This is a genomic window from Bacillus sp. EB V-12 (genome assembly GCF_056158125.1).
In genome coordinates, this window is sequence record NZ_JBUXJL010000006.1 from 1 (window position 1) to 20,501 (window position 20,501).

24 protein-coding genes are annotated in these 20,501 nt (G+C 36.5%); 12 read left to right on the forward strand and 12 right to left on the reverse strand.

What is annotated here, in order from left to right; genetic code table 11:
• Positions 1 to 331 precede the first annotated feature (331 nt).
• Together ACZDYH_RS18945 and ACZDYH_RS18950 are read left to right on the forward strand one after the other, a co-directional pair.
• Positions 332 to 1,012, forward strand: a complete 681-nt coding sequence (locus ACZDYH_RS18945; RefSeq protein WP_000386676.1) for an MgtC/SapB family protein — start codon at positions 332 to 334, stop codon at positions 1,010 to 1,012.
• 92 nt (positions 1,013 to 1,104) lie between these two features.
• Positions 1,105 to 2,100, forward strand: a complete 996-nt coding sequence (locus tag ACZDYH_RS18950) for a potassium channel family protein (RefSeq protein ID WP_000842320.1) — start codon at positions 1,105 to 1,107, stop codon at positions 2,098 to 2,100.
• On the opposite strand, the gene ACZDYH_RS18955 is transcribed toward ACZDYH_RS18950, so the two are convergent.
• Together ACZDYH_RS18955 and ACZDYH_RS18960 are read right to left on the reverse strand one after the other, a co-directional pair.
• A complete protein-coding gene (locus tag ACZDYH_RS18955) occupies positions 2,087 to 2,500 on the reverse strand; it encodes a YugN-like family protein (RefSeq protein ID WP_000612334.1) in 414 nt (137 codons plus the stop codon). The two genes, ACZDYH_RS18950 and ACZDYH_RS18955, sit on opposite strands and share 14 nt — an antisense overlap.
• A gap of 107 nt (positions 2,501 to 2,607) precedes the next feature.
• On the reverse strand, positions 2,608 to 3,960 hold the full coding sequence (locus ACZDYH_RS18960) for a glucose-6-phosphate isomerase (protein WP_000103654.1): 1,353 nt from the start codon (positions 3,958 to 3,960) through the stop codon (positions 2,608 to 2,610).
• Positions 3,961 to 4,234: 274 nt separating this feature from the next.
• On the opposite strand from ACZDYH_RS18960, the gene ACZDYH_RS18965 reads away from it, so the two are divergent.
• On the forward strand, positions 4,235 to 4,468 hold the full coding sequence (locus ACZDYH_RS18965; RefSeq protein ID WP_000105788.1) for a DUF378 domain-containing protein: 234 nt from the start codon (positions 4,235 to 4,237) through the stop codon (positions 4,466 to 4,468).
• A gap of 109 nt (positions 4,469 to 4,577) precedes the next feature.
• Here the strand turns inward: ACZDYH_RS18965 and yugI are convergent, their stop codons facing one another.
• From yugI to ACZDYH_RS18980, 3 genes are all read right to left on the reverse strand, one after another.
• Positions 4,578 to 4,922 (reverse strand): S1 domain-containing post-transcriptional regulator GSP13, encoded by a 345-nt coding sequence (yugI, locus tag ACZDYH_RS18970; protein ID WP_000003764.1) that lies wholly within the window; start codon positions 4,920 to 4,922, stop codon positions 4,578 to 4,580.
• A 253-nt stretch (positions 4,923 to 5,175) separates the two neighbouring features.
• Positions 5,176 to 6,366, reverse strand: a complete 1,191-nt coding sequence (locus ACZDYH_RS18975; protein WP_474886972.1) for an aminotransferase — start codon at positions 6,364 to 6,366, stop codon at positions 5,176 to 5,178.
• Positions 6,363 to 6,860 carry an Lrp/AsnC family transcriptional regulator gene (locus ACZDYH_RS18980; protein WP_000255696.1) on the reverse strand — a complete coding sequence of 166 codons (498 nt, stop codon included), beginning with the start codon at positions 6,858 to 6,860 and terminating at the stop codon, positions 6,363 to 6,365. Before ACZDYH_RS18980 ends, ACZDYH_RS18975 begins: the two co-directional genes overlap by 4 nt.
• A gap of 266 nt (positions 6,861 to 7,126) precedes the next feature.
• Between ACZDYH_RS18980 and ACZDYH_RS18985 the strand changes: the two genes are divergently transcribed.
• Both ACZDYH_RS18985 and ACZDYH_RS18990 read left to right on the forward strand, forming a co-directional pair.
• On the forward strand, positions 7,127 to 8,119 hold the full coding sequence (locus tag ACZDYH_RS18985) for a 2-hydroxyacid dehydrogenase (RefSeq protein WP_002024995.1): 993 nt from the start codon (positions 7,127 to 7,129) through the stop codon (positions 8,117 to 8,119).
• 109 nt (positions 8,120 to 8,228) lie between these two features.
• Entirely contained in the window at positions 8,229 to 9,068 is an 840-nt protein-coding gene (locus ACZDYH_RS18990) for an alpha/beta fold hydrolase (protein WP_001015860.1), read from the forward strand.
• Positions 9,069 to 9,188: 120 nt separating this feature from the next.
• On the opposite strand, the gene ACZDYH_RS18995 is transcribed toward ACZDYH_RS18990, so the two are convergent.
• On the reverse strand, positions 9,189 to 9,440 hold the full coding sequence (locus ACZDYH_RS18995) for a YugE family protein (RefSeq protein ID WP_000537637.1): 252 nt from the start codon (positions 9,438 to 9,440) through the stop codon (positions 9,189 to 9,191).
• A gap of 117 nt (positions 9,441 to 9,557) precedes the next feature.
• On the opposite strand from ACZDYH_RS18995, the gene ACZDYH_RS19000 reads away from it, so the two are divergent.
• Entirely contained in the window at positions 9,558 to 10,709 is a 1,152-nt protein-coding gene (locus ACZDYH_RS19000; RefSeq protein ID WP_166694950.1) for a PatB family C-S lyase, read from the forward strand.
• A gap of 219 nt (positions 10,710 to 10,928) precedes the next feature.
• Here the strand turns inward: ACZDYH_RS19000 and sodC are convergent, their stop codons facing one another.
• Together sodC and ACZDYH_RS19010 are read right to left on the reverse strand one after the other, a co-directional pair.
• A complete protein-coding gene (gene sodC, locus ACZDYH_RS19005; RefSeq protein ID WP_006922350.1) occupies positions 10,929 to 11,468 on the reverse strand; it encodes a superoxide dismutase [Cu-Zn] in 540 nt (179 codons plus the stop codon).
• Between the two features lie 68 nt (positions 11,469 to 11,536).
• The gene (locus tag ACZDYH_RS19010) at positions 11,537 to 11,713 is read right to left on the reverse strand and encodes a hypothetical protein (protein WP_000982757.1); all 177 of its coding nucleotides are present in this window, start codon (positions 11,711 to 11,713) and stop codon (positions 11,537 to 11,539) included.
• A gap of 164 nt (positions 11,714 to 11,877) precedes the next feature.
• Between ACZDYH_RS19010 and kapB the strand changes: the two genes are divergently transcribed.
• Positions 11,878 to 12,261, forward strand: a complete 384-nt coding sequence (gene kapB / locus ACZDYH_RS19015; protein ID WP_474886977.1) for a kinase-associated lipoprotein KapB — start codon at positions 11,878 to 11,880, stop codon at positions 12,259 to 12,261.
• A gap of 40 nt (positions 12,262 to 12,301) precedes the next feature.
• Here the strand turns inward: kapB and kapD are convergent, their stop codons facing one another.
• The gene (gene kapD / locus ACZDYH_RS19020) at positions 12,302 to 12,925 is read right to left on the reverse strand and encodes a 3'-5' exonuclease KapD (RefSeq protein ID WP_000344356.1); all 624 of its coding nucleotides are present in this window, start codon (positions 12,923 to 12,925) and stop codon (positions 12,302 to 12,304) included.
• A 289-nt stretch (positions 12,926 to 13,214) separates the two neighbouring features.
• Between kapD and ACZDYH_RS19025 the strand changes: the two genes are divergently transcribed.
• A complete protein-coding gene (locus ACZDYH_RS19025; protein ID WP_000545207.1) occupies positions 13,215 to 14,540 on the forward strand; it encodes an ArsB/NhaD family transporter in 1,326 nt (441 codons plus the stop codon).
• Positions 14,541 to 14,618: 78 nt separating this feature from the next.
• Here the strand turns inward: ACZDYH_RS19025 and ACZDYH_RS19030 are convergent, their stop codons facing one another.
• Entirely contained in the window at positions 14,619 to 15,086 is a 468-nt protein-coding gene (locus ACZDYH_RS19030; RefSeq protein WP_000390061.1) for a hypothetical protein, read from the reverse strand.
• 117 nt (positions 15,087 to 15,203) lie between these two features.
• Between ACZDYH_RS19030 and ACZDYH_RS19035 the strand changes: the two genes are divergently transcribed.
• A complete protein-coding gene (locus ACZDYH_RS19035; RefSeq protein ID WP_166694949.1) occupies positions 15,204 to 15,917 on the forward strand; it encodes a DNA alkylation repair protein in 714 nt (237 codons plus the stop codon).
• A 346-nt stretch (positions 15,918 to 16,263) separates the two neighbouring features.
• A complete protein-coding gene (locus ACZDYH_RS19040; RefSeq protein WP_166694948.1) occupies positions 16,264 to 17,640 on the forward strand; it encodes a glycine--tRNA ligase in 1,377 nt (458 codons plus the stop codon).
• 39 nt (positions 17,641 to 17,679) lie between these two features.
• Here ACZDYH_RS19040 and ACZDYH_RS19045 read toward each other — a convergent pair whose 3' ends face one another.
• Entirely contained in the window at positions 17,680 to 18,063 is a 384-nt protein-coding gene (locus ACZDYH_RS19045) for a hotdog fold thioesterase (protein ID WP_001140612.1), read from the reverse strand.
• 95 nt (positions 18,064 to 18,158) lie between these two features.
• Between ACZDYH_RS19045 and ACZDYH_RS19050 the strand changes: the two genes are divergently transcribed.
• Together ACZDYH_RS19050 and ACZDYH_RS19055 are read left to right on the forward strand one after the other, a co-directional pair.
• Positions 18,159 to 18,902, forward strand: coding sequence for a DUF3298 and DUF4163 domain-containing protein (locus tag ACZDYH_RS19050; protein WP_000810329.1), 744 nt, complete (start codon positions 18,159 to 18,161; stop codon positions 18,900 to 18,902).
• A gap of 50 nt (positions 18,903 to 18,952) precedes the next feature.
• The gene (locus ACZDYH_RS19055; protein ID WP_001252150.1) at positions 18,953 to 19,546 is read left to right on the forward strand and encodes a biotin transporter BioY; all 594 of its coding nucleotides are present in this window, start codon (positions 18,953 to 18,955) and stop codon (positions 19,544 to 19,546) included.
• Between the two features lie 46 nt (positions 19,547 to 19,592).
• On the opposite strand, the gene galU is transcribed toward ACZDYH_RS19055, so the two are convergent.
• Positions 19,593 to 20,480, reverse strand: coding sequence for a UTP--glucose-1-phosphate uridylyltransferase GalU (gene galU, locus ACZDYH_RS19060; protein ID WP_002097988.1), 888 nt, complete (start codon positions 20,478 to 20,480; stop codon positions 19,593 to 19,595).
• Positions 20,481 to 20,501 lie beyond the last annotated feature (21 nt).

Genomic DNA, 20,501 nt, shown 5'->3' on the forward strand with positions numbered 1-20,501 from the left:
ACTTGGTCGCTCATTTGCGACTCCCTTATGTTAACATCTTCGTTTTTCGATGTCAACTAAGTTTTTTAATTTCTTTTTTGTCGTTTTCTGCGTTTCCGCATCAGCGACGGTTATTAATATATCATGGTGAAAAATGAAATGCAACACCTTTTATAAACTTTTTTTAAAACTGCCCACATTTCTTTTTTTATATCATATACTTAAACGAAATATCTCTTTCATGTATGAGCAATTCCTACATATATTTTATATAAAGTTACTCTATCAAAAGACGTTTCTTTCTATAATAAGCGTTTTATTCATATAGCATATCATACAGGGAGGAATATATATGGACTATACCGATTTATTAATCAAACTAGGTCTCTCGGCTATTTTAGGATTTGCCATTGGTTTAGAACGTGAATTAAAACGGAAACCACTTGGTTTAAAAACGTGTTTAGTTATTTCTATTATTAGTTGCCTCCTAACGATTGTTTCTATTAAAGCAGCTTATAACTTACCACATACCGATCATATGAATATGGATCCACTTCGACTTGCCGCTCAAATTGTATCAGGAATTGGTTTTTTAGGTGCTGGCGTAATTTTAAGAAGAGGCAACGATAGCATTGCAGGGCTCACGACTGCCGCTATGATCTGGGGTGCTTCTGGTATTGGTATTGCTGTTGGGGCCGGATTCTATATTGAAGCGATATTCGGAATGTGTTTCCTTATGATTAGTGTCGAACTTATACCACTCGCGATGAAATATGTAGGCCCTAGATCATTTCGTCAACGTGATATCGCTGTGAAACTTGTTGTACGAAATATGGACAATATCCCAATCGTAATTGAAGAAATAAAAGAAATGGATATAAAAGTTAAGAATATGAAGCTTAAAACATTAGAAAACGGTTCTCACTATTTACATCTTAAACTGTCCATTGATCAAAAAAGACATACTGCTGATGTTTACTATGCTCTCCAGCATCTTGAAAGTGTCCAACAAACTGAAGTGGAAAGTATGTAACGTAAAACAAACTCTCTTTAATTAGAGAGTTTTTCTTTTTTCTATAATGGCAACAATGAATGTAGTCCTACAAAGTAAGGAGGAATAGGCAATTGAAATCCCGTCCGAATTTAGTAGATACATTTCGTGATTCCATTATTTTTCGTTTAATTTGTTTTATTATTGTACTGACTGCTTTTTCCGGTTTTCTTATACATAGATTAGAACCTTTTCATTTCACTACATGGTTTGACGGAATTTGGTGGTCAATCGTTACCATTTTTACAGTTGGATATGGCGACTTTGCTCCCCATACAACGATAGGAAAACTAATAGGTATAAGTATTATTTTATTAGGAACTGGCTTTTGTTCTTATTATATGGTGCTGTTTGCTACTGAAATGATTAATAAACAATATATGAAAATTAAAGGTGAAGAAGCCGCTACTTCTAACGGTCATATGATTATCGTTGGCTGGAATGAGCGCGCAAAACATGTTGTAAAGCAAATGCACGTATTACAACCAAACCTTGATATCGTTTTAATTGATGAAACACTTTCTTTACTCCCAAAACCATTTCATCATTTAGAATTTATAAAAGGTTGTCCGCATCACGATCAAACTTTATTAAAGGCCAATATTGCAACGGCACACACCATATTAATAACAGCTGATAAAGAAAAAAACGAAAGCTTAGCGGATACACAGTCCATTTTAAATATTTTAACTGCAAAAGGGCTCAACCCAAACATTCACTGCATCGCTGAACTTCTTACTTCTGAACAAATACAAAATGCAACGAGAGCTGGCGTGTCAGAAATTATAGAAGGAAATAAATTAACGAGCTATGTATTTACCGCTTCTCTTTTATTCCCTTCCATTTCAGGTGTACTATTTTCACTTTACGACGAAATCTCTGATAATAAATTACAACTGATGGAGCTTCCATCGTCCTGCACCGGACAAACTTTTGCCAATTGTAGCTATACTCTTTTAAAGCAAAACATTCTCTTACTAGGTATAAAGCGCGACGAACAATATATGATTAATCCAGTTCATTCCTTTGTTCTCATTGAAAGCGACATACTCATTGTTATTCACCATTAGTAAAATGACGCTCTAATTCTTGCATGAGCACTTTCCCAATATTGATATATTTTCTTTTCACATCTCCATCTGGATCTTTCGGCTCAGCAAATTGATCCATTCCACTTGTTCCAGCTGTTAAAGTATTCACATTATCATCTAGTTCGTCTTGATATACGTGCGAAAGAATATACGGCGTTCCAAGACGAACTATTACGCCTGGTACATCTAGTTCTCCATCAATGGCTGTAAATGGAACTCGTAAAAATTGATACCCATCTTCTTCATCAATTTTGTAATCGAAGCATCCTTTATCATAATCCCAATTACCACCAATGCTATATCCAAGTGGTTTCATAATCTCTTCTAACTTATATAACGCATATGTACGTCCTTCTAAATTTGATTGAATCGGAATCAAGCCCATCCCTCCTAGACTTTTCCTTTAGCATACCCACTTTAGTTTGAATATACTGATGAACTTTTCGATAAAATAATAAAAAGCGACCGGAATCCGGTCGCTTTTTATTATTTTAAACGCTCTTCTAATTCTGCTTTTAATTCTTCAAATCCTGGTTTACCAAGTAAAGCAAACATGTTTTTCTTGTATGCTTCTACTCCAGGTTGGTCAAATGGATTCACGCCTAATAAGTAGCCGCTCATCGCACATGCTTTTTCGAAGAAGTATACAAGGTAACCGAATGTGTACTCATTTAATTCAGGAATATTTACGATTAAGTTTGGTACTCCCCCGTCGCTATGTGCAAGTAATGTACCTTCGTATGCTTTTGTGTTTACGAAGTCTACAGTTTCACCAGCAAGGTAGTTTAATCCGTCTAAATCGTTTTCTTCTGATTCGATTGTTAGTTCATGTGTAGATTTACCTACTTTAAGAACTGTTTCAAATAAGTCACGACGCCCTTCTTGAACGTATTGACCTAATGAGTGTAAATCAGTTGAGAAGTTTGCTGAAGATGGGAAAATACCTTTTTGATCTTTTCCTTCACTTTCACCAAATAACTGTTTCCACCACTCAGCGAAGTATTGAAGTGCTGGCTCATAGTTAACAAGCATTTCAATTGTTTTTCCTTTATTGTATAAAGCGTTACGAACTACTGCGTATTGGTAAGCTGGATTTTCTTCTAGTTCTGATGTTCCGAAGTCATCATGACCAGCAGCTGCACCTTTCATCATCTCTTCAATATTTAAGCCACTTACTGCGATTGGTAATAAACCAACTGGCGTTAATACAGAGAAACGACCTCCAACATCATCTGGAATAACAAATGTTTCGTAACCTTCGTTATCAGCTAATGTTTTTAATGCACCACGCGCTTTATCTGTAGTTGCATAAATACGTTTGCGAGCTTCTTCTTTTCCATACTTTTCTTCTAATAACTTACGGAAGATACGGAATGCTAGTGCTGGCTCTGTTGTTGTACCTGATTTGGAAATAACGTTAATAGAGAAGTCTTTACCTTCTAATACGTCCATTAAATCTTTCATGTAAGTGGAGCTAATGTTTTGTCCAACAAATAGCACTTGTGGAGTTTTACGTTGTTCTTTAGAAAGCGTATTGTAGAAAGAATGGTTTAACATTTCGATTGCTGCGCGTGCTCCTAGGTAAGAACCACCAATACCTACAACAAGTAAAATGTCAGAGTCATTTTTAATTTTTTCTGCGCATTTTTGAATGCGAGCGAATTCTTCTTTGTCATATTGAAGCGGAAGGTCTACCCACCCAAGGAAATCGTTCCCAGCTCCAGTTTTTTCGTGGATTGCGTGATGTGTTACTTTCACTGCATCACGTAAATAAGTGATTTCATGTTCACCGATGAAGGATAACGCTTTAGAATAGTCGAACGTTACATGTGTACTCATCTTTTTCCCTCCAATTATGGATATGTATTTCTGTATTCACTTTAGCGAAACTGAAGTTGTAAATCAAGCGATTCAAACATTGTAAACGTAACCAATATATATTTTTTAGAAAAAGTTCATTTTTTGCATAAAAATTCGCATTTTTCGGTATAGATGTATATACATCTTCTTTCAAACATTTTTTATGTATAAAAACAACATAACTACCCCATTCTATAAAAGAGTTAATTAACTCATCGCTTGCTCATGCTTCACAATTAAGGGGGGCTTTTTCATGAGTACTTTACAACGTATCGCATTAGTCTTTACTGTAATTGGCGCTGTGAACTGGGGACTAATCGGGTTTTTCCAGTTTGACTTAGTAGCAGCCATTTTCGGTGGACAAAATTCAGCTCTTGCACGTATTATTTACGGCATTGTTGGTATATCTGGGCTTATCAACCTTGGTTTACTGTTTAAACCATCTGAAAATCTTGGTACGCACCCAGAAACAAACGAAATTCGATAATCAGTATGTCCTTTCACCTCCGACATACGAATATGATTGCATGCAATCATATTTGCAAATATATATCATAAGATAAAGTAAAAGAGGAACGCTCATATGCGTTCCTCTTTTACTTTGTTAACTCGGACTCTTCAATCCATTCTGCCAACTTTTCTCGCAGCGTATTAAATCCGTTTTCAGATGGGTTCGGTATAAGAATCCTTCCTTGTTTTCTTTTCGCCGCTTTTAACGATAAACTCATTTTTCTGTGCTCTTCATCAATTGAAAGTACCTTTACTTCTACTGTATCGCCGACCTTTAAAAAGTCATGAATATCCTTTACATATCCATTTGTAATTTCAGATATATGCACAAGTCCTTGTGTTTCTGCATCTAACGCTACAAACGCACCGTAATCTTGAATTCCAGTCACTTTCCCTGTTACAACCACTCCTGTTGTATATTGTTCTGACATATGAAACACTCCCATACGTTTACCATTCTCTCTACAATTATAGAGAGCAAAGCAGATATATTTATTTTAAATATCCGATTGGTTAGTACACATTCTAGATAACAATATCTAGAATGCGCATACCTTATATTAGTAAATTATACCACTATGACAGAACTCATTCAAAATTCATGAAAAATTTCCCTTAAAGAAGTATAATTCTCCAATATTGGGATAGACTACTAACACATGGCTTTCTAGTATTCCCCCCCTTTTATGGACAAAACGTATTACGTTTTGTCCTTTTTTTATTTTCAACAAACCGTTCCATTCTCTTCATTGCTTCCATAAGTTGTTCAAGCGACGTCGCATAAGAACAACGAATAAACCCTTCACCACTTTCGCCAAATGCGCTACCAGGGACAACAGCTACTTTTTCTTCCAGCAATAACTGTTCTGCAAATTCCGCTGAAGATAATCCTGTTGAAGATATAGAAGGGAAAACATAAAATGCTCCGCCCGGCACATGACACGTTAAGCCCATTTCATTGAAAGATGTCGTCATAAAATTACGACGCTTCTTATAACTATCTCTCATCCGAATTACTTCATCATTCCCCGCACGTAACGCTTCAAGTGCTGCGAACTGAGACATCGTCGGTGCACACATCATGGAATATTGGTGAATTTTGAGCATCAATTCTGAAAACTGAACAGGAGCTGCAATCATACCGAGACGCCATCCTGTCATCGCAAATCCTTTTGAAAATCCTGAAATTAAAATCGTATGCTCGCGCATATTTTTAATACTCGCGAAACTTGTATATGCTTCGTCGTATACAAGCTCTGCATAAATTTCATCAGATAATACAATTAGATTGTACTTCTCAACAATCACTGCTATTTCTTCAAGCTCGAATTTATTTAGCATTGCACCTGTCGGGTTATTTGGTGAACAAAGTAAAATCGCCTTTGTTTTCGCTGTAATAGCTGCTTCAATTTGTTCTGGTTGTACTTTAAACTCGTTTTCTAGCTTAGTCGCCACAGGAACCGGAACTCCTCCAGCTAATGTCACAAGTGGTGCATAAGAAACGAAGCTTGGTTCAACAATGAGCACTTCATCATCAGGATTTATAATGGCACGCATCGCTACATCTAACGCCTGGCTCGCTCCAACTGTAACAATGATTTCATCACTTGGATCATAAGATACTGCAAATTGTTTTTTTAGATACTTTGCTATTTCTTGACGGAGCTCCAATAATCCTGCATTTGCTGTATATGACGTATACCCTTGTTCCAAAGAACGAATACATGCTTGCCTTACATTCCAAGGGGTAACAAAATCCGGCTCTCCTACCCCGAGGGAAATAACACCTTTCATATTTGCTGCTAAATCAAAAAATTTTCGAATACCAGATGGTTTTAAAGATTCTGCTGATCTAGATAGTTCAAATTGCTTCATGGTGTCACCACAATTCGCTTATCATCATCGTCTTTTTCATAAATAACGCCCTCATGTTTATACTTCTTCAAAATGAAATGAGTAGTTGTAGAAACGACAGATTCAATTGTTGCTAATTTCTCAGAAACAAACATCGCTACTTCCCCCATCGTTTTCCCTTCTAATGTAATAGAAAGATCATATGTCCCTGACATTAAATAAACGGATTTCACTTCTGAATAACGATAAATTTGCTCAGCAACCGCATCAAACCCAACGCCGTGCTTTGGCGTAACTTTCACATCGATCATTGCCGTTAAACCTGTATGTTCTTTCACTTTCGTCCAATCGATATGTGTTACATAATCCACAATAATCTTTTCATTTTCTAATCTCGCAACCATCTTCTTTACTTCTTCTACTTCTATATTTAACAGCTTCGCTAATGTATCTACAGATAATCGACTACTCTTTTCAAGACAAGCTAATAATTCTAATTCTTTTTCTGTCACCATATAAATCATCCTTCCTTTTCGTTTGTGTCTAAATTATACAAATACCCTTTCCAGTTTGAAAAGAAGATTTTTCTATTGAATTATGTCAAAATAAAGTGAAACTTTAATCAGCGGAATGCTTCACCCCGCTGATTATCAGCCCACACCAATCGGGCTTTTACGAGCAGTTGATCTCCCACCTCACTTCTTTGTCTCAACCGTCTTTTTAGGTTGGAGTCTTACTGCTCGTTAAAGCGGGGTAAAGTGAAACTTTAATCAGTGGAAAAATGCGTGATAAAGCGAAAGGGGATGGAACCGTGAAACCAAAAATTTATATTGCTGAACCAGTTCCGACATTTGTAGAAAACTATTTATCAGAACACTGTGATTACGAAAAATGGGATCAAAATGAGAAAGTGCCTCGTGATGTTCTATTAGAGAAAATACAAGATAAAGATGGGTTATTAAATTTCGGATCTGCTATTAATGAAGAATTACTGACAGTGGCTCCTAACTTAAAAGTAGTGAGCAATATTTCTGTTGGTTACGATAATTTTGATTTACAAGCGATGAAAAACCGAAATGTTATCGGAACGAATACACCATACGTATTAGATGATACAGTAGCTGATCTCGTTTTCGCCCTTATGCTATCAGCTGGGCGCCGCGTTTGCGAACTCGATTCTTACGTAAAAAATGGTGAATGGAACGCTGAAATCGGAAAAGAACACTTCGGACTAGATGTACACCATAGCACAATTGGTATTATCGGTATGGGCCGAATTGGAGAAGCCGTTGCAAAACGAGCAAAATTCGGATTTGATATGAATGTTCTTTACTATAACCGCCGTCGTAAAGAAGAAGCTGAACAAAAATTCGATGCTACATATTGTGATTTACAGACGCTACTGAAGCAGTCTGACTTTATTGTTCTTCTTACTCCATTAACAGATGAAACATATCACCTTATCGGAGAAAAGGAATTTTCATTAATGAAAGAAACAGCAATCTTCATTAATGCTTCTCGGGGGAAAACAGTAGATGAAGAAGCGTTAATCCATGCTTTAACAGAAAAGAAAATCTTTGCAGCCGGCATCGATACTTTTACACAAGAGCCAATTCAAAAAGATAATCCACTCTTATCATTACAAAATGTTGTGACTTTACCACATATCGGATCTGCAACATTAAAAACTCGTCAGCAAATGGCCATGACCGCCGCTGAAAATTTAGTTGCAGGATTACAAGGAAAAACACCGCCTAATATTGTGCGCGGGTAATACTGAATAAACGAAAGGCAAGATGACATCGTCATCTTGCCTTTTTTTGTTAACATATTTTCTTCTTCCTTGGAGATGATATGAACAAAAATCAATGGAGTGACAAAAAATGAATCATAAATATACTTGTCCTTATTTCACTTTTTCCACTCGCGGCACTACTGTTCATTACGAATTGTATGAACATGATAATAAAACAGAACGCCCTACTTTCGTACTCGTTCACGGCTTTTTATCTTCCTCATTCAGTTACCGCCGTCTCATTCCTTTACTAGCGAAGGAAGGAACAGTCATTGCTCTTGATTTACCACCGTTCGGAAAAAGTGATAAGTCTCATCTGTTTAAGTATTCTTATCACAATTTAGCAACGATTATTATTGATTTAATTGAACATTTATCTCTCTCAAACATTGTATTAGTTGGGCATTCTATGGGTGGGCAAATTTCTCTCTATGTAAACCGTATACGTCCTGAACTCATTTCAAAGACGATTTTACTATGTAGCTCGAGCTATTTAGCGCGCGCAACCTTACCTTTACTATACTCTTCTTATTTACCGTTCTTTCATTTATACGTAAAGAACTGGATTATTAGACGCGGCATTGTTCATAACTTAATGAATGTCGTTCATGATCACTCATTAATTGACGATGAAATGAAAAAAGGTTACTCCGCTCCTTTTTATGACAACCGTATATTTCCCGCTTTAACTCGCATGATACGAGACCGTGAAGGTGACTTATCTTCAACTGAATTACAAAAAATCGAAACACCTATCCTACTCATTTGGGGTGAAAAAGACCGCGTCGTCCCTGTACATGTAGGTCATCGTCTACACAAAGATTTACCGAATTCAAAATTTATTTCTTATGAAAATACAGGACATTTACTACCTGAAGAAAAGCCTGAACATGTTTATGAAGAAATTATCGCTTTTTCCGCGCAATAAAATGAAACTTTAATCAGCCCCCACCTAACTTCTTTGCTTTCGCTGAATTTTGAGGTGAGGGTCTTACTACCCAGCAAATAGCGGGATAATATAAAAAAGGCTGTCGGAAATTCTGACAGCCTATAATGAACAGCTTCCACCTTCTTTTATTATAAGTAATTCCATAGCTAATTTCTCACATTTTTCAAGCGCAGGTACTTCCTCAAAAGACATAAAGTATATATGTTGAATCTTCTTTGCGATGTATTTTGGATCGTCAAACACACTTATGACGTTCACAACATCGCTCGCTTCTGTTTCATAAAACTCCGGTCCCATTTGAAACGGATCCCAATTCTTCACAACCTCTATCATCTTTTCATATGTACCCATTCGCTTCCCGCCTTTTCACTTTTTAATAGTTTTCTTTATCCTATCACATCAGCTATTCTATAAGAAGAGAGAGAACTTTCATAACTTATTGGTTTTACAGAAGAAGGGAGCAAACTTATGCAACTATTTCATAAAGCAATCAATCGACGTGGAACGCATAGTATAAAATGGGATACATATAAAAACGAAGAACTTATCCATGCTTGGATTGCTGATATGGATTTTGAAGTACCAAAACCAATCCAAGCTGCCTTAAAACAACGAATCGAACATCCGATTTTTGGCTATACACTTCCTCCCGAAAATATTGGGAATATTATTTGTAACTGGACAAAACAACAATACGACTGGGATATTCAAAAAGAATGGATTGTCTTTAGCGCCGGAATCGTTCCAGCTCTTAGTACGAGCATACAAGCTTTCACAAAAGAAAACGAATCCGTTCTCGTACAACCACCTATTTATCCTCCATTTTTCGAAATGGTCACAACAAACAACAGACAGTTATACGTGAGTCCATTACAGAAACAAAATGATACATATGTGATAGACTTCAAGCATTTAGAAAAGCAGTTTCAGCAAGGCATCAAACTCATGCTTCTTTGTAGCCCTCATAACCCAATCGGGCGCGTTTGGACGAAAGAGGAACTTTTGCAGCTCGGATCGTTATGTACTAAATATAACGTAATCGTTGTGGCGGATGAAATTCATTCCGATATTATTTATGCAGATCATACACATACACCGTTCGCTTCCTTATCTGAAGAATTAGCAGAGCGCACTATCACTTGTATGGCTCCAAGTAAAACATTTAATATCGCTGGATTACAAGCATCGATTATTATCATTCCAAATAAAAAACTCCGTCAAGCCTTTACATCTATCCAATATAGACAAGGCTTCCACGGATTAAATATCTTCGCTTATACAGCGATGCAAAGTGCCTATACAGAATGTAATGATTGGCTAAACGAAATTCGATTATATATAGAAGATAATGCTCAATTTGCTTGTGAATATATTAAAACTCACATACCTGCTCTTTCCGTAACGAAGCCAGAAGGTAGCTTTTTATTATGGATTGATTGTTCTCGTCTAAAGCTTTCTCAAAACGAGCGTACTGCATTACTTGAGGAAAAAGGAAAAATCATTGTTGAACCTGGTGAGAAATACGGGTTAGGTGGCGAAGAACATATTCGAATTAATATCGGCTGTCCACGATCTGTTTTAGAAGAAATTTTAAACAGACTGCATCATACGTTTTCATAATAAGAAAGGAGTCTGCCCCTAATCATTCTTGGGGCAGACTCCTTTCTCATATTTTGTCGGTAAGTCGATATATTTCAATAATCGCTGATATATTTCAAGTTACGGTCGATATATTCCAATAATCGCCGATATAATTTGAGTTACAGTCGATATATTCCAATAATCGCTAATATATTTTCAATTACATTTCACAAAGAAAGCTACCATTCACGGTAGCTTTTACTTTTTCTTCATATCCGATGCTTTTTTTACAATTACGCCACAAGCAATTCGATCCCCTGATTTACCTGTCGGTTGAGTCATACCATCATCAGGGTTTTCTGTAATAATAATAGACGCTCCATCTTTTCTATGAATCGTCGTTTTTCCTTCTTCAAGTGTGATGTGTGGGGCATTAATTTCCGCCTTAATCTTTCCAGAACCATCTGCAACTACGTTCGGTAAATCACCGTTTTCTGCACCCTTCGGATTAAGAAGACCATGTTTTTTATCATCTGGATTAAAATGATTTCCAGCTGATTCAAAACGAGGTGCTTTACACTCTCCAATTTCGTGTACATGTAGTCCATGCGGGCCTGGCGTGAAACCTTCCCCTTTAATCGTAATTTTCACTCCACTTGTTTGCTGAACTACTTTCGCAGTCCCTACTTCATCTCCTGAAGCATTATGTAATTTCACTTCAATTTCTTTCGGCTTTCCTTGGTCACAACCTGCCATCAGAAATAATAAACAACAACTGAAAAAAAGCCGTTTCTTCATTCTATTCCCTCCAAAATATATTCTGCCCTTAGATTGTCCGAGCATAGAGGGAAACATACAAAAATGCATTACTGTTTCTTTTCAGCTAATAGTTTTTCTTCAACTTTCTGCAATCGCTCTGCTTCTCTTTTTGATACACGAATAAACATGCGCCACGTGGCAATAGCACCGATAATAAATAGAACGCAAACAATCCCTGGAATAATATATTCTGTTTTATCTTCCGGAAAATATAAAGGCATCATATAGAACACTCCTTATTATAGGCTTTATAAAACATCAGAATTTTCTGTTATATCATTTTAAATTATAGTGGAACCTATCCATATTCTCAAGGGGCGTTCTGAAAGCAAATGATTTCTTTGACTCCTTCTCCTACTTTCCTTACTATAAACTTGAGGTGAAAAATATGAGAGAAACATTTGAAATTGGCGAAATCATTACTGGTATTTATAAAACAGGAAAATACATTGGCGAAGTTACAAATAGCCGCCCTGGCAGTTACGTCGTAAAAGTATTAGCTGTTTTAAAACATCCGGTGCAAGGTGACTTACATAACGTAAAACAGGCTGACGTACCATTTTTCCATGAAAGACGCGCTTTAGCTTTCCGTGAACAGACGAACATTCCAGAGCAAATGGTGAAAAAATATGAAGGAGAAATTCCGGATTATACCGAGTCACTAAAATTAGCATTAGAAACTCAAATGAATTCATTTTTTGAAGATGATTCACCTTTTGCAGAGCGTAGTCTAGAAACATTACAACAGTTAAAGAAAGACTACAAACTCTAAAAAACAAAACGACCAAATTACATAATGTGCAATTTGGTCGTTACTGTGTGCTCACTTTCTTTAACACTTTTGAAAAATCAACGAGTTCTCCTAATGTTGGAGGTGCTGGCTTTACTAAATACTCTTTATCTTTTTCTACTAGTTTAAAAATATTGTACGTCGTCATCGCATCATCAAGCGCACAATGATGCTTCCCTGTCCCTACTTTTCCATACGCCTCAATTGCTTTCCATAATCCTGTTTGATTTCTTTCTCCAAAAAACTTCTTATACTCAAGCGATAAATCACGACACTGTCCGAAGAATGGAAAAGCTATCCCTGCCATCTCACAATTATGCTTCAGCACTTTCATATCCATATTTCCCCACGTTACAATTGTCGGTTTACATTTCGTTTCGTATTCTGCAAGCTTCTTAACGAGTTCAGGAAATGAAATCCCTTTATCTACGACTTCTTGTTTTATTCCCAAAAACTTCTTACATCGATCCGTTAAAGAGGGAAATGTTTTCGGCCTGACATGTGATGAATACGTATCTTCTACCTTACAGCCAGCAACTGAAACGAGTCCTACCTCAATAATCTCTGGAAAAAATCCTTTCGGTTTCTTTCTATGCTGGGGCATCGTAAACTCAAAGTCTAAAAATAAAAATCGTTGTTCATCCATACGATCCCTTCCTTATCATTTTTGTCATTCCTTTCTATTTGACACTCCTACACGAACAAGCTCGAATGCTAATTCCATTTTAAATATTCAGATTGGATGTATCTTATATATATGTCAAATGCCCACAAATATTTTAAAAAATAAGAAAAAATGACCTATGCAGAAAATATGACAAAATCTCTCCTTTCATTTACATCCGCAGTTTTTCTACTTTATAATGACGTTATGTGTGTTTCATCTAGTTAATATTTGACACACTAAGAAAAATGAATGAAAGGAGATGAGATCTTTGCACGAAACAACGCAAGAACTCGCTAACTGGCAGTATTATTTTGCTATCGCAGTCTTTTTAATTACATATGCCATTATTATTTCTGAAAAAATTAATCGCGCTGTCATCGCACTTCTCGGTGCAGCATTCATGGTAATTGTGGGGGTCGTCGATTTACATAACGCCTTTACGAAACATATTGAATGGGGAACGATTACGCTACTCATCGGTATGATGATTTTGGTGAACATTACGAGTAAATCAGGTGTTTTCCAATACGTTGCCATTAAAGCAGCAAAAGGGGCACAAGGAAATCCAATTAAAATTTTAATTTCCCTTTCCCTACTTACCGCGCTTGGCTCCGCATTTTTAGATAACGTTACAACTGTACTTCTTGTTGTTCCAGTTACTTTATCTATTACGCGCATACTGCAAGTAAATCCTGTTCCTTATTTACTTTCTGAAATTATTTTTTCAAATATAGGAGGAACAGCAACATTAATTGGTGATCCACCTAATATTATGATTGGTTCTGCAAATAAGCATTTAGACTTCAATGCTTTCCTATTGAATCTAGCACCAATCGTAATTATTATTATTGCAGTTACAGCGATAATACTTTACTTCATGTATCGCAAACAATTAATTGCCGATCCTGTACAAGTTAAAAAATTAATGAGCTTAGATGAAAAACAATACATTAAAGATCCAGTATTAATGAAAAAATCTTTAACGGTACTTGGACTTACAATTGTAGGTTTCATGACTCATTCTATTTTCCATATCGATGCCGCTATTATCGCCTTAACTGGTGCTACTGTACTTATGTTAATTGGTGTGAAAGAGCATGAAATTGAAGAAGTATTTGCAAGCGTAGAATGGGTAACAATCTTCTTCTTCGCAGGGCTATTCGTACTTGTTGGAGGACTTATCGATATCGGTCTTATCAAAATGTTAGCTCAAAAAGTAATTGGTATAACAGGCGGAGATATTTCTTACGCATCCATCCTTATTTTATGGGTATCTGGTATCGCCTCTGCAACAATTGATAACATCCCATTCGTTGCAACAATGATTCCACTTATTAACGATATGGCAGTTGGGCTAGGCTTATCACCATCTGACGCACAAATCGATGTATTATGGTGGGCATTAGCACTAGGTGCTTGTCTGGGCGGAAACGGAACATTAATCGGAGCTTCTGCTAACGTAATCGTTGCAGGTATAGCGAGCCGCGAAGGACATAAATTTAGTTACATGGACTTCCTAAAAGTCGGTTTCCCAATTATGATCGTTTCATTAATCATTTCTCACATTTATATTTATTTACGCTACCTTATGTAGTAAAAAAAGCGCTCTGATAATCAGGGCGCTTTTTTACTTATATCTAAAATATATCGACTTATCAACAAAACGAAAAATCTACTCTTTATATCTCACCGGTTCATTCCGAATAATAAATAAATGAATCGGTAAGAACACCGAAAATGTGATTACATGAATAATCGTAAATAATATAGAGTTCGTTCCGTATCTGTCTAAAATAGCGTAGATAAGATAAATGGACAATACAATCGATACAGCTGTTGCTAGTAAACTTATAATTGGTACGAAATTAAAAATAAAACATGCAACATATATGCCGAATACTTTCCACCCTGCCTCTTCTTTCAAAAAATCTGGTAATTTATCTTTCGCTAAGTCACCCCATGTCTTACTATTCAAAAACGGAATAAACGCAAGCACCCCGTCCGTTGCACCATCATTTTTCGCCATCGAATAAAGTGCAAAAGCCGTTAACAAATATGAAATAATTGCCCAAATCAATATAACAAGAATAAACGCAAAACTAAGAGCAAAGAAACCTGCTAATACGCCTTGATCCTCCATCTTATCCTCTCCTCTCTACTTTCAACATATTTCATTACATTGCAAGTTATGTTTTAAAATTTATCCAAACTCTTTGTATAATAAGAGAAGAAAGAGAATAAGAGAGGAGCGACACTTATGCATCCATTTGTAAAAGCATTACAAGAGCATTTCACAGCTCATCAAAATCCTGAAAAAGCAGAACCTATGGCTCGTTATATGAAAAATCACTTCCCATTTCTAGGTATTCAAACACCGGAAAGACGCCAATTATTAAAAGACATCATTCAAATACATACTCTCCCAGATCAAAAAGACTTCCAAATTATCATACGTGAGCTTTGGGACTTGCCAGAACGTGAATTCCAAGCGGCCGCACTTGATATTATGCAAAAATATAAAAAGCATATAAACGAAACTCATATCCCCTTCTTAGAAGAACTGATTGTCACAAAATCTTGGTGGGACTCTGTCGATAGCATCGTCCCTACATTTTTAGGCGATATCTTTTTAAAACATCCAGAATTAATTTCTGCCTATATTCCAAAATGGATTGCATCAGATAACATATGGTTACAACGTGCCGCTATTTTATTCCAACTAAAATATAAACAAAAGATGGATGAAGAACTTCTTTTCTGGATTATTGGACAACTACATTCTTCAAAAGAATTTTTCATTCAAAAAGCGATTGGCTGGGTCCTTCGTGAATATGCAAAAACAAGTCCGGATGTAGTTTGGGAATACGTTCAAAACAATGAGCTCGCTCCATTAAGTAAGCGTGAAGCAATTAAGCATATTAAAGAAAATTACGGAATAAATAATGAAAAAATAGGCGAGACTCTATCATAGATAGACGCGTTCCTCTATTGAGATTTAAAAAAGAACGTGTTAGAATATGTTCATTATTATTAATATAAGTAGCGATGACGGACTTATAAGTACTTGCATAAAAAGCGATTCAGGGATAGTGAAAGCCTGAAGCCGCAAGGAAACGGCAGTCCCGAGCAATACATGATAAAGTGGATGCACCTTTTGTGTATCAACTAGGGTGGAACCGCGGGCAAACGCTCGTCCCTAGGCAAATAAGCCTTGGGATGAGCGTTTTTTTATGTTCTTTTTAGCATATACTGCTCATTTCCAAAGTATCAGAGTATGTCATCGCCAATACGTTAACTTTCAAAAGGAGGATTTTCTTATGTATTCAATGGAACAAGTTGTAAACTTAGCGAAACATCGCGGTTTTGTTTTCCCTGGTTCTGAAATTTACGGTGGTCTTGCAAACACTTGGGATTACGGTCCACTTGGAATCGAATTAAAAAATAACGTTAAAAAAGCTTGGTGGAAAAAATTCATTCAAGAATCTCCACACAACGTTGGTTTAGACGCAGCTATTTTAATGAACCCTAAAACTTGGATCGCTTCTGGTCACGTTGGTAACTTCAACGATCCAATGATTGACTGTAAAAAATGTAAAGCTCGTCACCGTGCTGACAAATTAATTGAGGATGCTTTAGATGCAAAAGGCATCGAAATGGTTGTTGACGGTCTTACTTTCGACCAAATGGCTGACTTAATGAAAGAATATGAAGTAAAATGTCCTGATTGCGGTAGTGAAGAATTCACTGAAATCCGTCAGTTCAACTTAATGTTCAAAACATTCCAAGGTGTTACAGAGTCTAGCACAAACGAAATCTTCCTTCGTCCTGAAACAGCACAAGGTATTTTCGTAAACTTCAAAAACGTTCAACGCTCTATGCGTAAAAAGCTTCCATTTGGTATCGGCCAAATCGGTAAGAGTTTCCGTAACGAAATCACGCCTGGTAACTTCACATTCCGTACACGTGAATTCGAACAAATGGAACTTGAATTCTTCTGTAAGCCTGGTGAAGATTTAGAGTGGTTTGCATTCTGGCGTGAAACTTGTAAAAACTGGTTACTTTCACTTGGTATGTCTGAAGAGAGCATGCGTCTTCGTGACCACGGTGAAGAAGAGTTATCTCACTACAGTAATGCAACAACTGACATTGAATTCAAATTCCCATTCGGTTGGGGCGAACTTTGGGGCGTTGCATCTCGTACAGACTTCGACTTAAAACGTCACATGGAACATTCAAACGAAGACTTTAACTATATTGATCCACAAACGAATGAGCGTTACGTGCCATACTGCATCGAGCCATCTTTAGGCGCAGACCGCGTAACATTAGCATTCTTATGTGATGCATATGAAGAAGAGCAATTAGAAAACGATTCTCGTACAGTTCTTCGTTTCCACCCTGCTTTAGCACCATACAAAGCAGCTATCTTACCATTATCTAAGAAGCTATCTGAAGGTGCTACTGAAGTATTCGCAGAATTAGCTAAAGACTTCATGGTAGACTTTGATGAAACTGGTTCTATCGGTAAACGTTACCGTCGTCAAGACGAAATCGGTACACCATTCTGTATCACATACGACTTCGACTCAGTTGAAGACAAAGCTGTTACAGTACGTGACCGTGACACAATGGAACAAGTTCGTATGCCAATTAGCGAACTAAAAGGTTTCTTAGAGAAGAAAATCCAGTTCTAATTATAAGAAAAAGAGGCTGCTCATAAGAGCGCCTCTTTTTTACTTTTCACGTTTTTCTTTAATTGCTACTGTACATCTTGATATACATAGTAAATCATCATTTTCATCAATAATACGAACATCCCAAACCATTGTCGATTGTCCTCTATGTATCGGTGTTCCGATCGCTGTTACAATTCCATCTTTCTTTGAGCGAATGTGGTTTGCATTAATTTCTAATCCGAAACAAATACATTTTTCTTGATCAATTAAATTATATGAACCAACACTTGCCACTGTTTCCGCTAATGCAACCGATGCACCTCCATGTAAAAATCCAAACGGTTGATGCGTACGCTCATCAACAGGCATCGTAGCAACTACCTTATCTTCTGTCATCTCTAACAACTCAATTCCAAGTGAATCCATTAAAGTTTTTGCCATATCGCTTCCCCCTTCTCTTACTTTAATTAAATGTATAATTTTACCTATTTATTTTCAAACTACTTATAACACTTATATAAGGAGGCTTCACCTAAATGAAACAGAAATTTTGTATATTACTGCTTATGTTCTCCTTGCTGACTATTGTACCAAATTGTGCAATAACAGCCAAAGCATCTAACCTGACAATCGATGTTAAGACTGTAACGCAAAAAGGTAAGAAACCTTATATAGAATATCAAATAAATAGGCCTTCTTTTCACAACTTTTCTGATTCTAAATTTCAAAATAAACTCAATTTATACTACAAAAAATCCACTGACAAATTTAAAAACAAATTAGAAAAAGAAGCAAAAAAATATTATAAAGAGACAGAAGGATCTAGTACACCCTTTCATCCGTACGTAGCAAATGTTGATTATAAAGTCTCTTTAAACAAACCACCTTTTCTTAGCCTATATGTGAATTACTATCAATATACTGGCGGAGCACACGGTCTTTATACGTGGAAGGCAAATACATTTGATTTAAACGAAAAAAAGGTGCTGCACTTAGACGATTTATTTCAACAAAAGGATAAATATAAAGATGTAATCCGTGCAGAGATTGTACGACAAATTAAACAAAATGAAAGCATTTATTTTCCTGATGCAACTGAAAAAGTAATGAGTATGAAAAAATTTCACTTCTTTTTAGAGCCAGACAATCTCGTCATTTATTTCCCTTTATATGAGATTGCTCCCTATTCAAGTGGAATTCCGCAATTTCGTATTCCATATACGTTGCTAAGAGACTATTTAAAGCCTTCTTATCAAAATATTTTGATTGACAACAAGTAAATATTTTCGCTACGATAATGTTAACCTAAAAACAACAGGAGGTTAACATTATGAGAAGATTTCATGTTTTAGATTTAGCATTAGCTGCCATGTTCGTTGCTCTTATGGCCATCGGTGCAAATATTGTATCTTGGGCACCTTTCTTACAAGTAGCAGGCATCCCATTATCTATGCAACCATTTTTCGCAATTTTAGCAGGTCTTCTTCTTGGAAGTAGACTTGGTGCCTTATCCATGACTGTATATATGCTCGTTGGCTTAGCCGGCGCACCAATCTTCGCTAACTTCAAAGCTGGATTTGGAGCACTTTTAGATCCTACTGGTGGTTTTATTATCGCCTTTATTATCGTTGCTTACGTATCAGGAAAACTAGTAGAACAAAAAGAAAGACCAACTTTCATTACATTTGCAATTGCCTCTTTCACTGGAATTATTTTAACTTATATAATCGGTACTACTTACATGTACGGAGCAGTCAATCTCTTTATGGGCGGTAATATGAGCTATAAAGCTGCTTGGATGATTATGATGTGGTTTGCAGTAAAAGATATTGCATTTACAATTATCGGTGCTATTATCGCACCTCGCATATACTATGCTGTGCGTCGTTCTGCTTATCAGCATTCTCATTCGACGATTTCATAATAAAAAAATGAGTTATTTCAGTATACTGAAATAACTCATTTTTTTATTATGACTCTTGATTCGCTTGTTCTTCTAAAATTTTCTTCATCATTGCAACCATGTCATCACGTAATTCTGGGTGTTGCAGGGCCATTTCAATTGTCGTTTGAACGAATCCTAGCTTTTCACCTACGTCGTAGCGCTTTCCTTCGAAATCGTAAGCAAATACACGTTGGATTTCATTTAAGCTTTGGATCGCATCTGTTAATTGAATTTCACCACCAGCACCGACATGTTGCTGTTCTAAGAACATAAAGATTTCAGGCGTTAAAATGTAACGGCCCATAATTGCTAAGTTTGAAGGAGCTGTACCTTGTGCTGGTTTCTCAACGAAATTGCGAACTTGGTAACGACGACCTTCTTGTTCTAATGGATCGATAATTCCATAGCGATGTGTTTCCGACTCTGGAACAGTTTGTACACCAATAACAGAAGAAAGTGTTTTTTCATACTCATCCATTAATTGACGTAAACACGGTTTCTCAGCTTGGACAATATCATCACCTAGTAACACTGCAAACGGCTCATCACCAATGAATTTACGCGCACACCAAACAGCATGCCCTAGTCCCTTCGGCTCTTTTTGACGGATATAATGAATATCTACCATTTTTGAAGAAGCTTGTACTTTTTCAAGCAACTCATATTTTTTCTTCTCTAATAAGTTTTGTTCTAGTTCAAATGCATTATCAAAATGATCTTCAATAGAACGCTTTGTTTTACCAGTAACGATAATAATATCTTCGATACCCGATTTCACTGCTTCTTCTACAATGTATTGGATCGTTGGTTTATCTACTATCGGTAACATTTCTTTCGGCATTGCTTTCGTTGCTGGTAAAAAACGTGTTCCTAATCCAGCTGCTGGGATTATCGCTTTTCTTACTTTTTTCATCACAAAATACCCTCTCTCCTG

Bases quoted from the DNA above. Each gene is read 5' to 3' on its own strand.
- ACZDYH_RS18945 (WP_000386676.1), top strand. From the start codon at position 332: ATGGACTATACCGATTTATTAATCAAACTAGGTCTCTCGGCTATTTTA.
- ACZDYH_RS18960 (WP_000103654.1), bottom strand. From the start codon at position 3,960: ATGAGTACACATGTAACGTTCGACTATTCTAAAGCGTTATCCTTCATC.
- ACZDYH_RS18965 (WP_000105788.1), top strand. From the start codon at position 4,235: ATGAGTACTTTACAACGTATCGCATTAGTCTTTACTGTAATTGGCGCT.
- yugI (WP_000003764.1), bottom strand. From the start codon at position 4,922: ATGTCAGAACAATATACAACAGGAGTGGTTGTAACAGGGAAAGTGACT.
- ACZDYH_RS18975 (WP_474886972.1), bottom strand. From the start codon at position 6,366: ATGAAGCAATTTGAACTATCTAGATCAGCAGAATCTTTAAAACCATCT.
- ACZDYH_RS18980 (WP_000255696.1), bottom strand. From the start codon at position 6,860: ATGGTGACAGAAAAAGAATTAGAATTATTAGCTTGTCTTGAAAAGAGT.
- ACZDYH_RS18985 (WP_002024995.1), top strand. From the start codon at position 7,127: ATGCGTGATAAAGCGAAAGGGGATGGAACCGTGAAACCAAAAATTTAT.
- ACZDYH_RS18990 (WP_001015860.1), top strand. From the start codon at position 8,229: ATGAATCATAAATATACTTGTCCTTATTTCACTTTTTCCACTCGCGGC.
- ACZDYH_RS18995 (WP_000537637.1), bottom strand. From the start codon at position 9,440: ATGGGTACATATGAAAAGATGATAGAGGTTGTGAAGAATTGGGATCCG.
- ACZDYH_RS19000 (WP_166694950.1), top strand. From the start codon at position 9,558: ATGCAACTATTTCATAAAGCAATCAATCGACGTGGAACGCATAGTATA.
- sodC (WP_006922350.1), bottom strand. From the start codon at position 11,468: ATGAAGAAACGGCTTTTTTTCAGTTGTTGTTTATTATTTCTGATGGCA.
- ACZDYH_RS19010 (WP_000982757.1), bottom strand. From the start codon at position 11,713: ATGATGCCTTTATATTTTCCGGAAGATAAAACAGAATATATTATTCCA.
- kapB (WP_474886977.1), top strand. From the start codon at position 11,878: ATGAGAGAAACATTTGAAATTGGCGAAATCATTACTGGTATTTATAAA.
- kapD (WP_000344356.1), bottom strand. From the start codon at position 12,925: ATGGATGAACAACGATTTTTATTTTTAGACTTTGAGTTTACGATGCCC.
- ACZDYH_RS19030 (WP_000390061.1), bottom strand. From the start codon at position 15,086: ATGGAGGATCAAGGCGTATTAGCAGGTTTCTTTGCTCTTAGTTTTGCG.
- ACZDYH_RS19035 (WP_166694949.1), top strand. From the start codon at position 15,204: ATGCATCCATTTGTAAAAGCATTACAAGAGCATTTCACAGCTCATCAA.
- ACZDYH_RS19040 (WP_166694948.1), top strand. From the start codon at position 16,264: ATGTATTCAATGGAACAAGTTGTAAACTTAGCGAAACATCGCGGTTTT.
- ACZDYH_RS19045 (WP_001140612.1), bottom strand. From the start codon at position 18,063: ATGGCAAAAACTTTAATGGATTCACTTGGAATTGAGTTGTTAGAGATG.
- ACZDYH_RS19050 (WP_000810329.1), top strand. From the start codon at position 18,159: ATGAAACAGAAATTTTGTATATTACTGCTTATGTTCTCCTTGCTGACT.
- ACZDYH_RS19055 (WP_001252150.1), top strand. From the start codon at position 18,953: ATGAGAAGATTTCATGTTTTAGATTTAGCATTAGCTGCCATGTTCGTT.
- galU (WP_002097988.1), bottom strand. From the start codon at position 20,480: ATGAAAAAAGTAAGAAAAGCGATAATCCCAGCAGCTGGATTAGGAACA.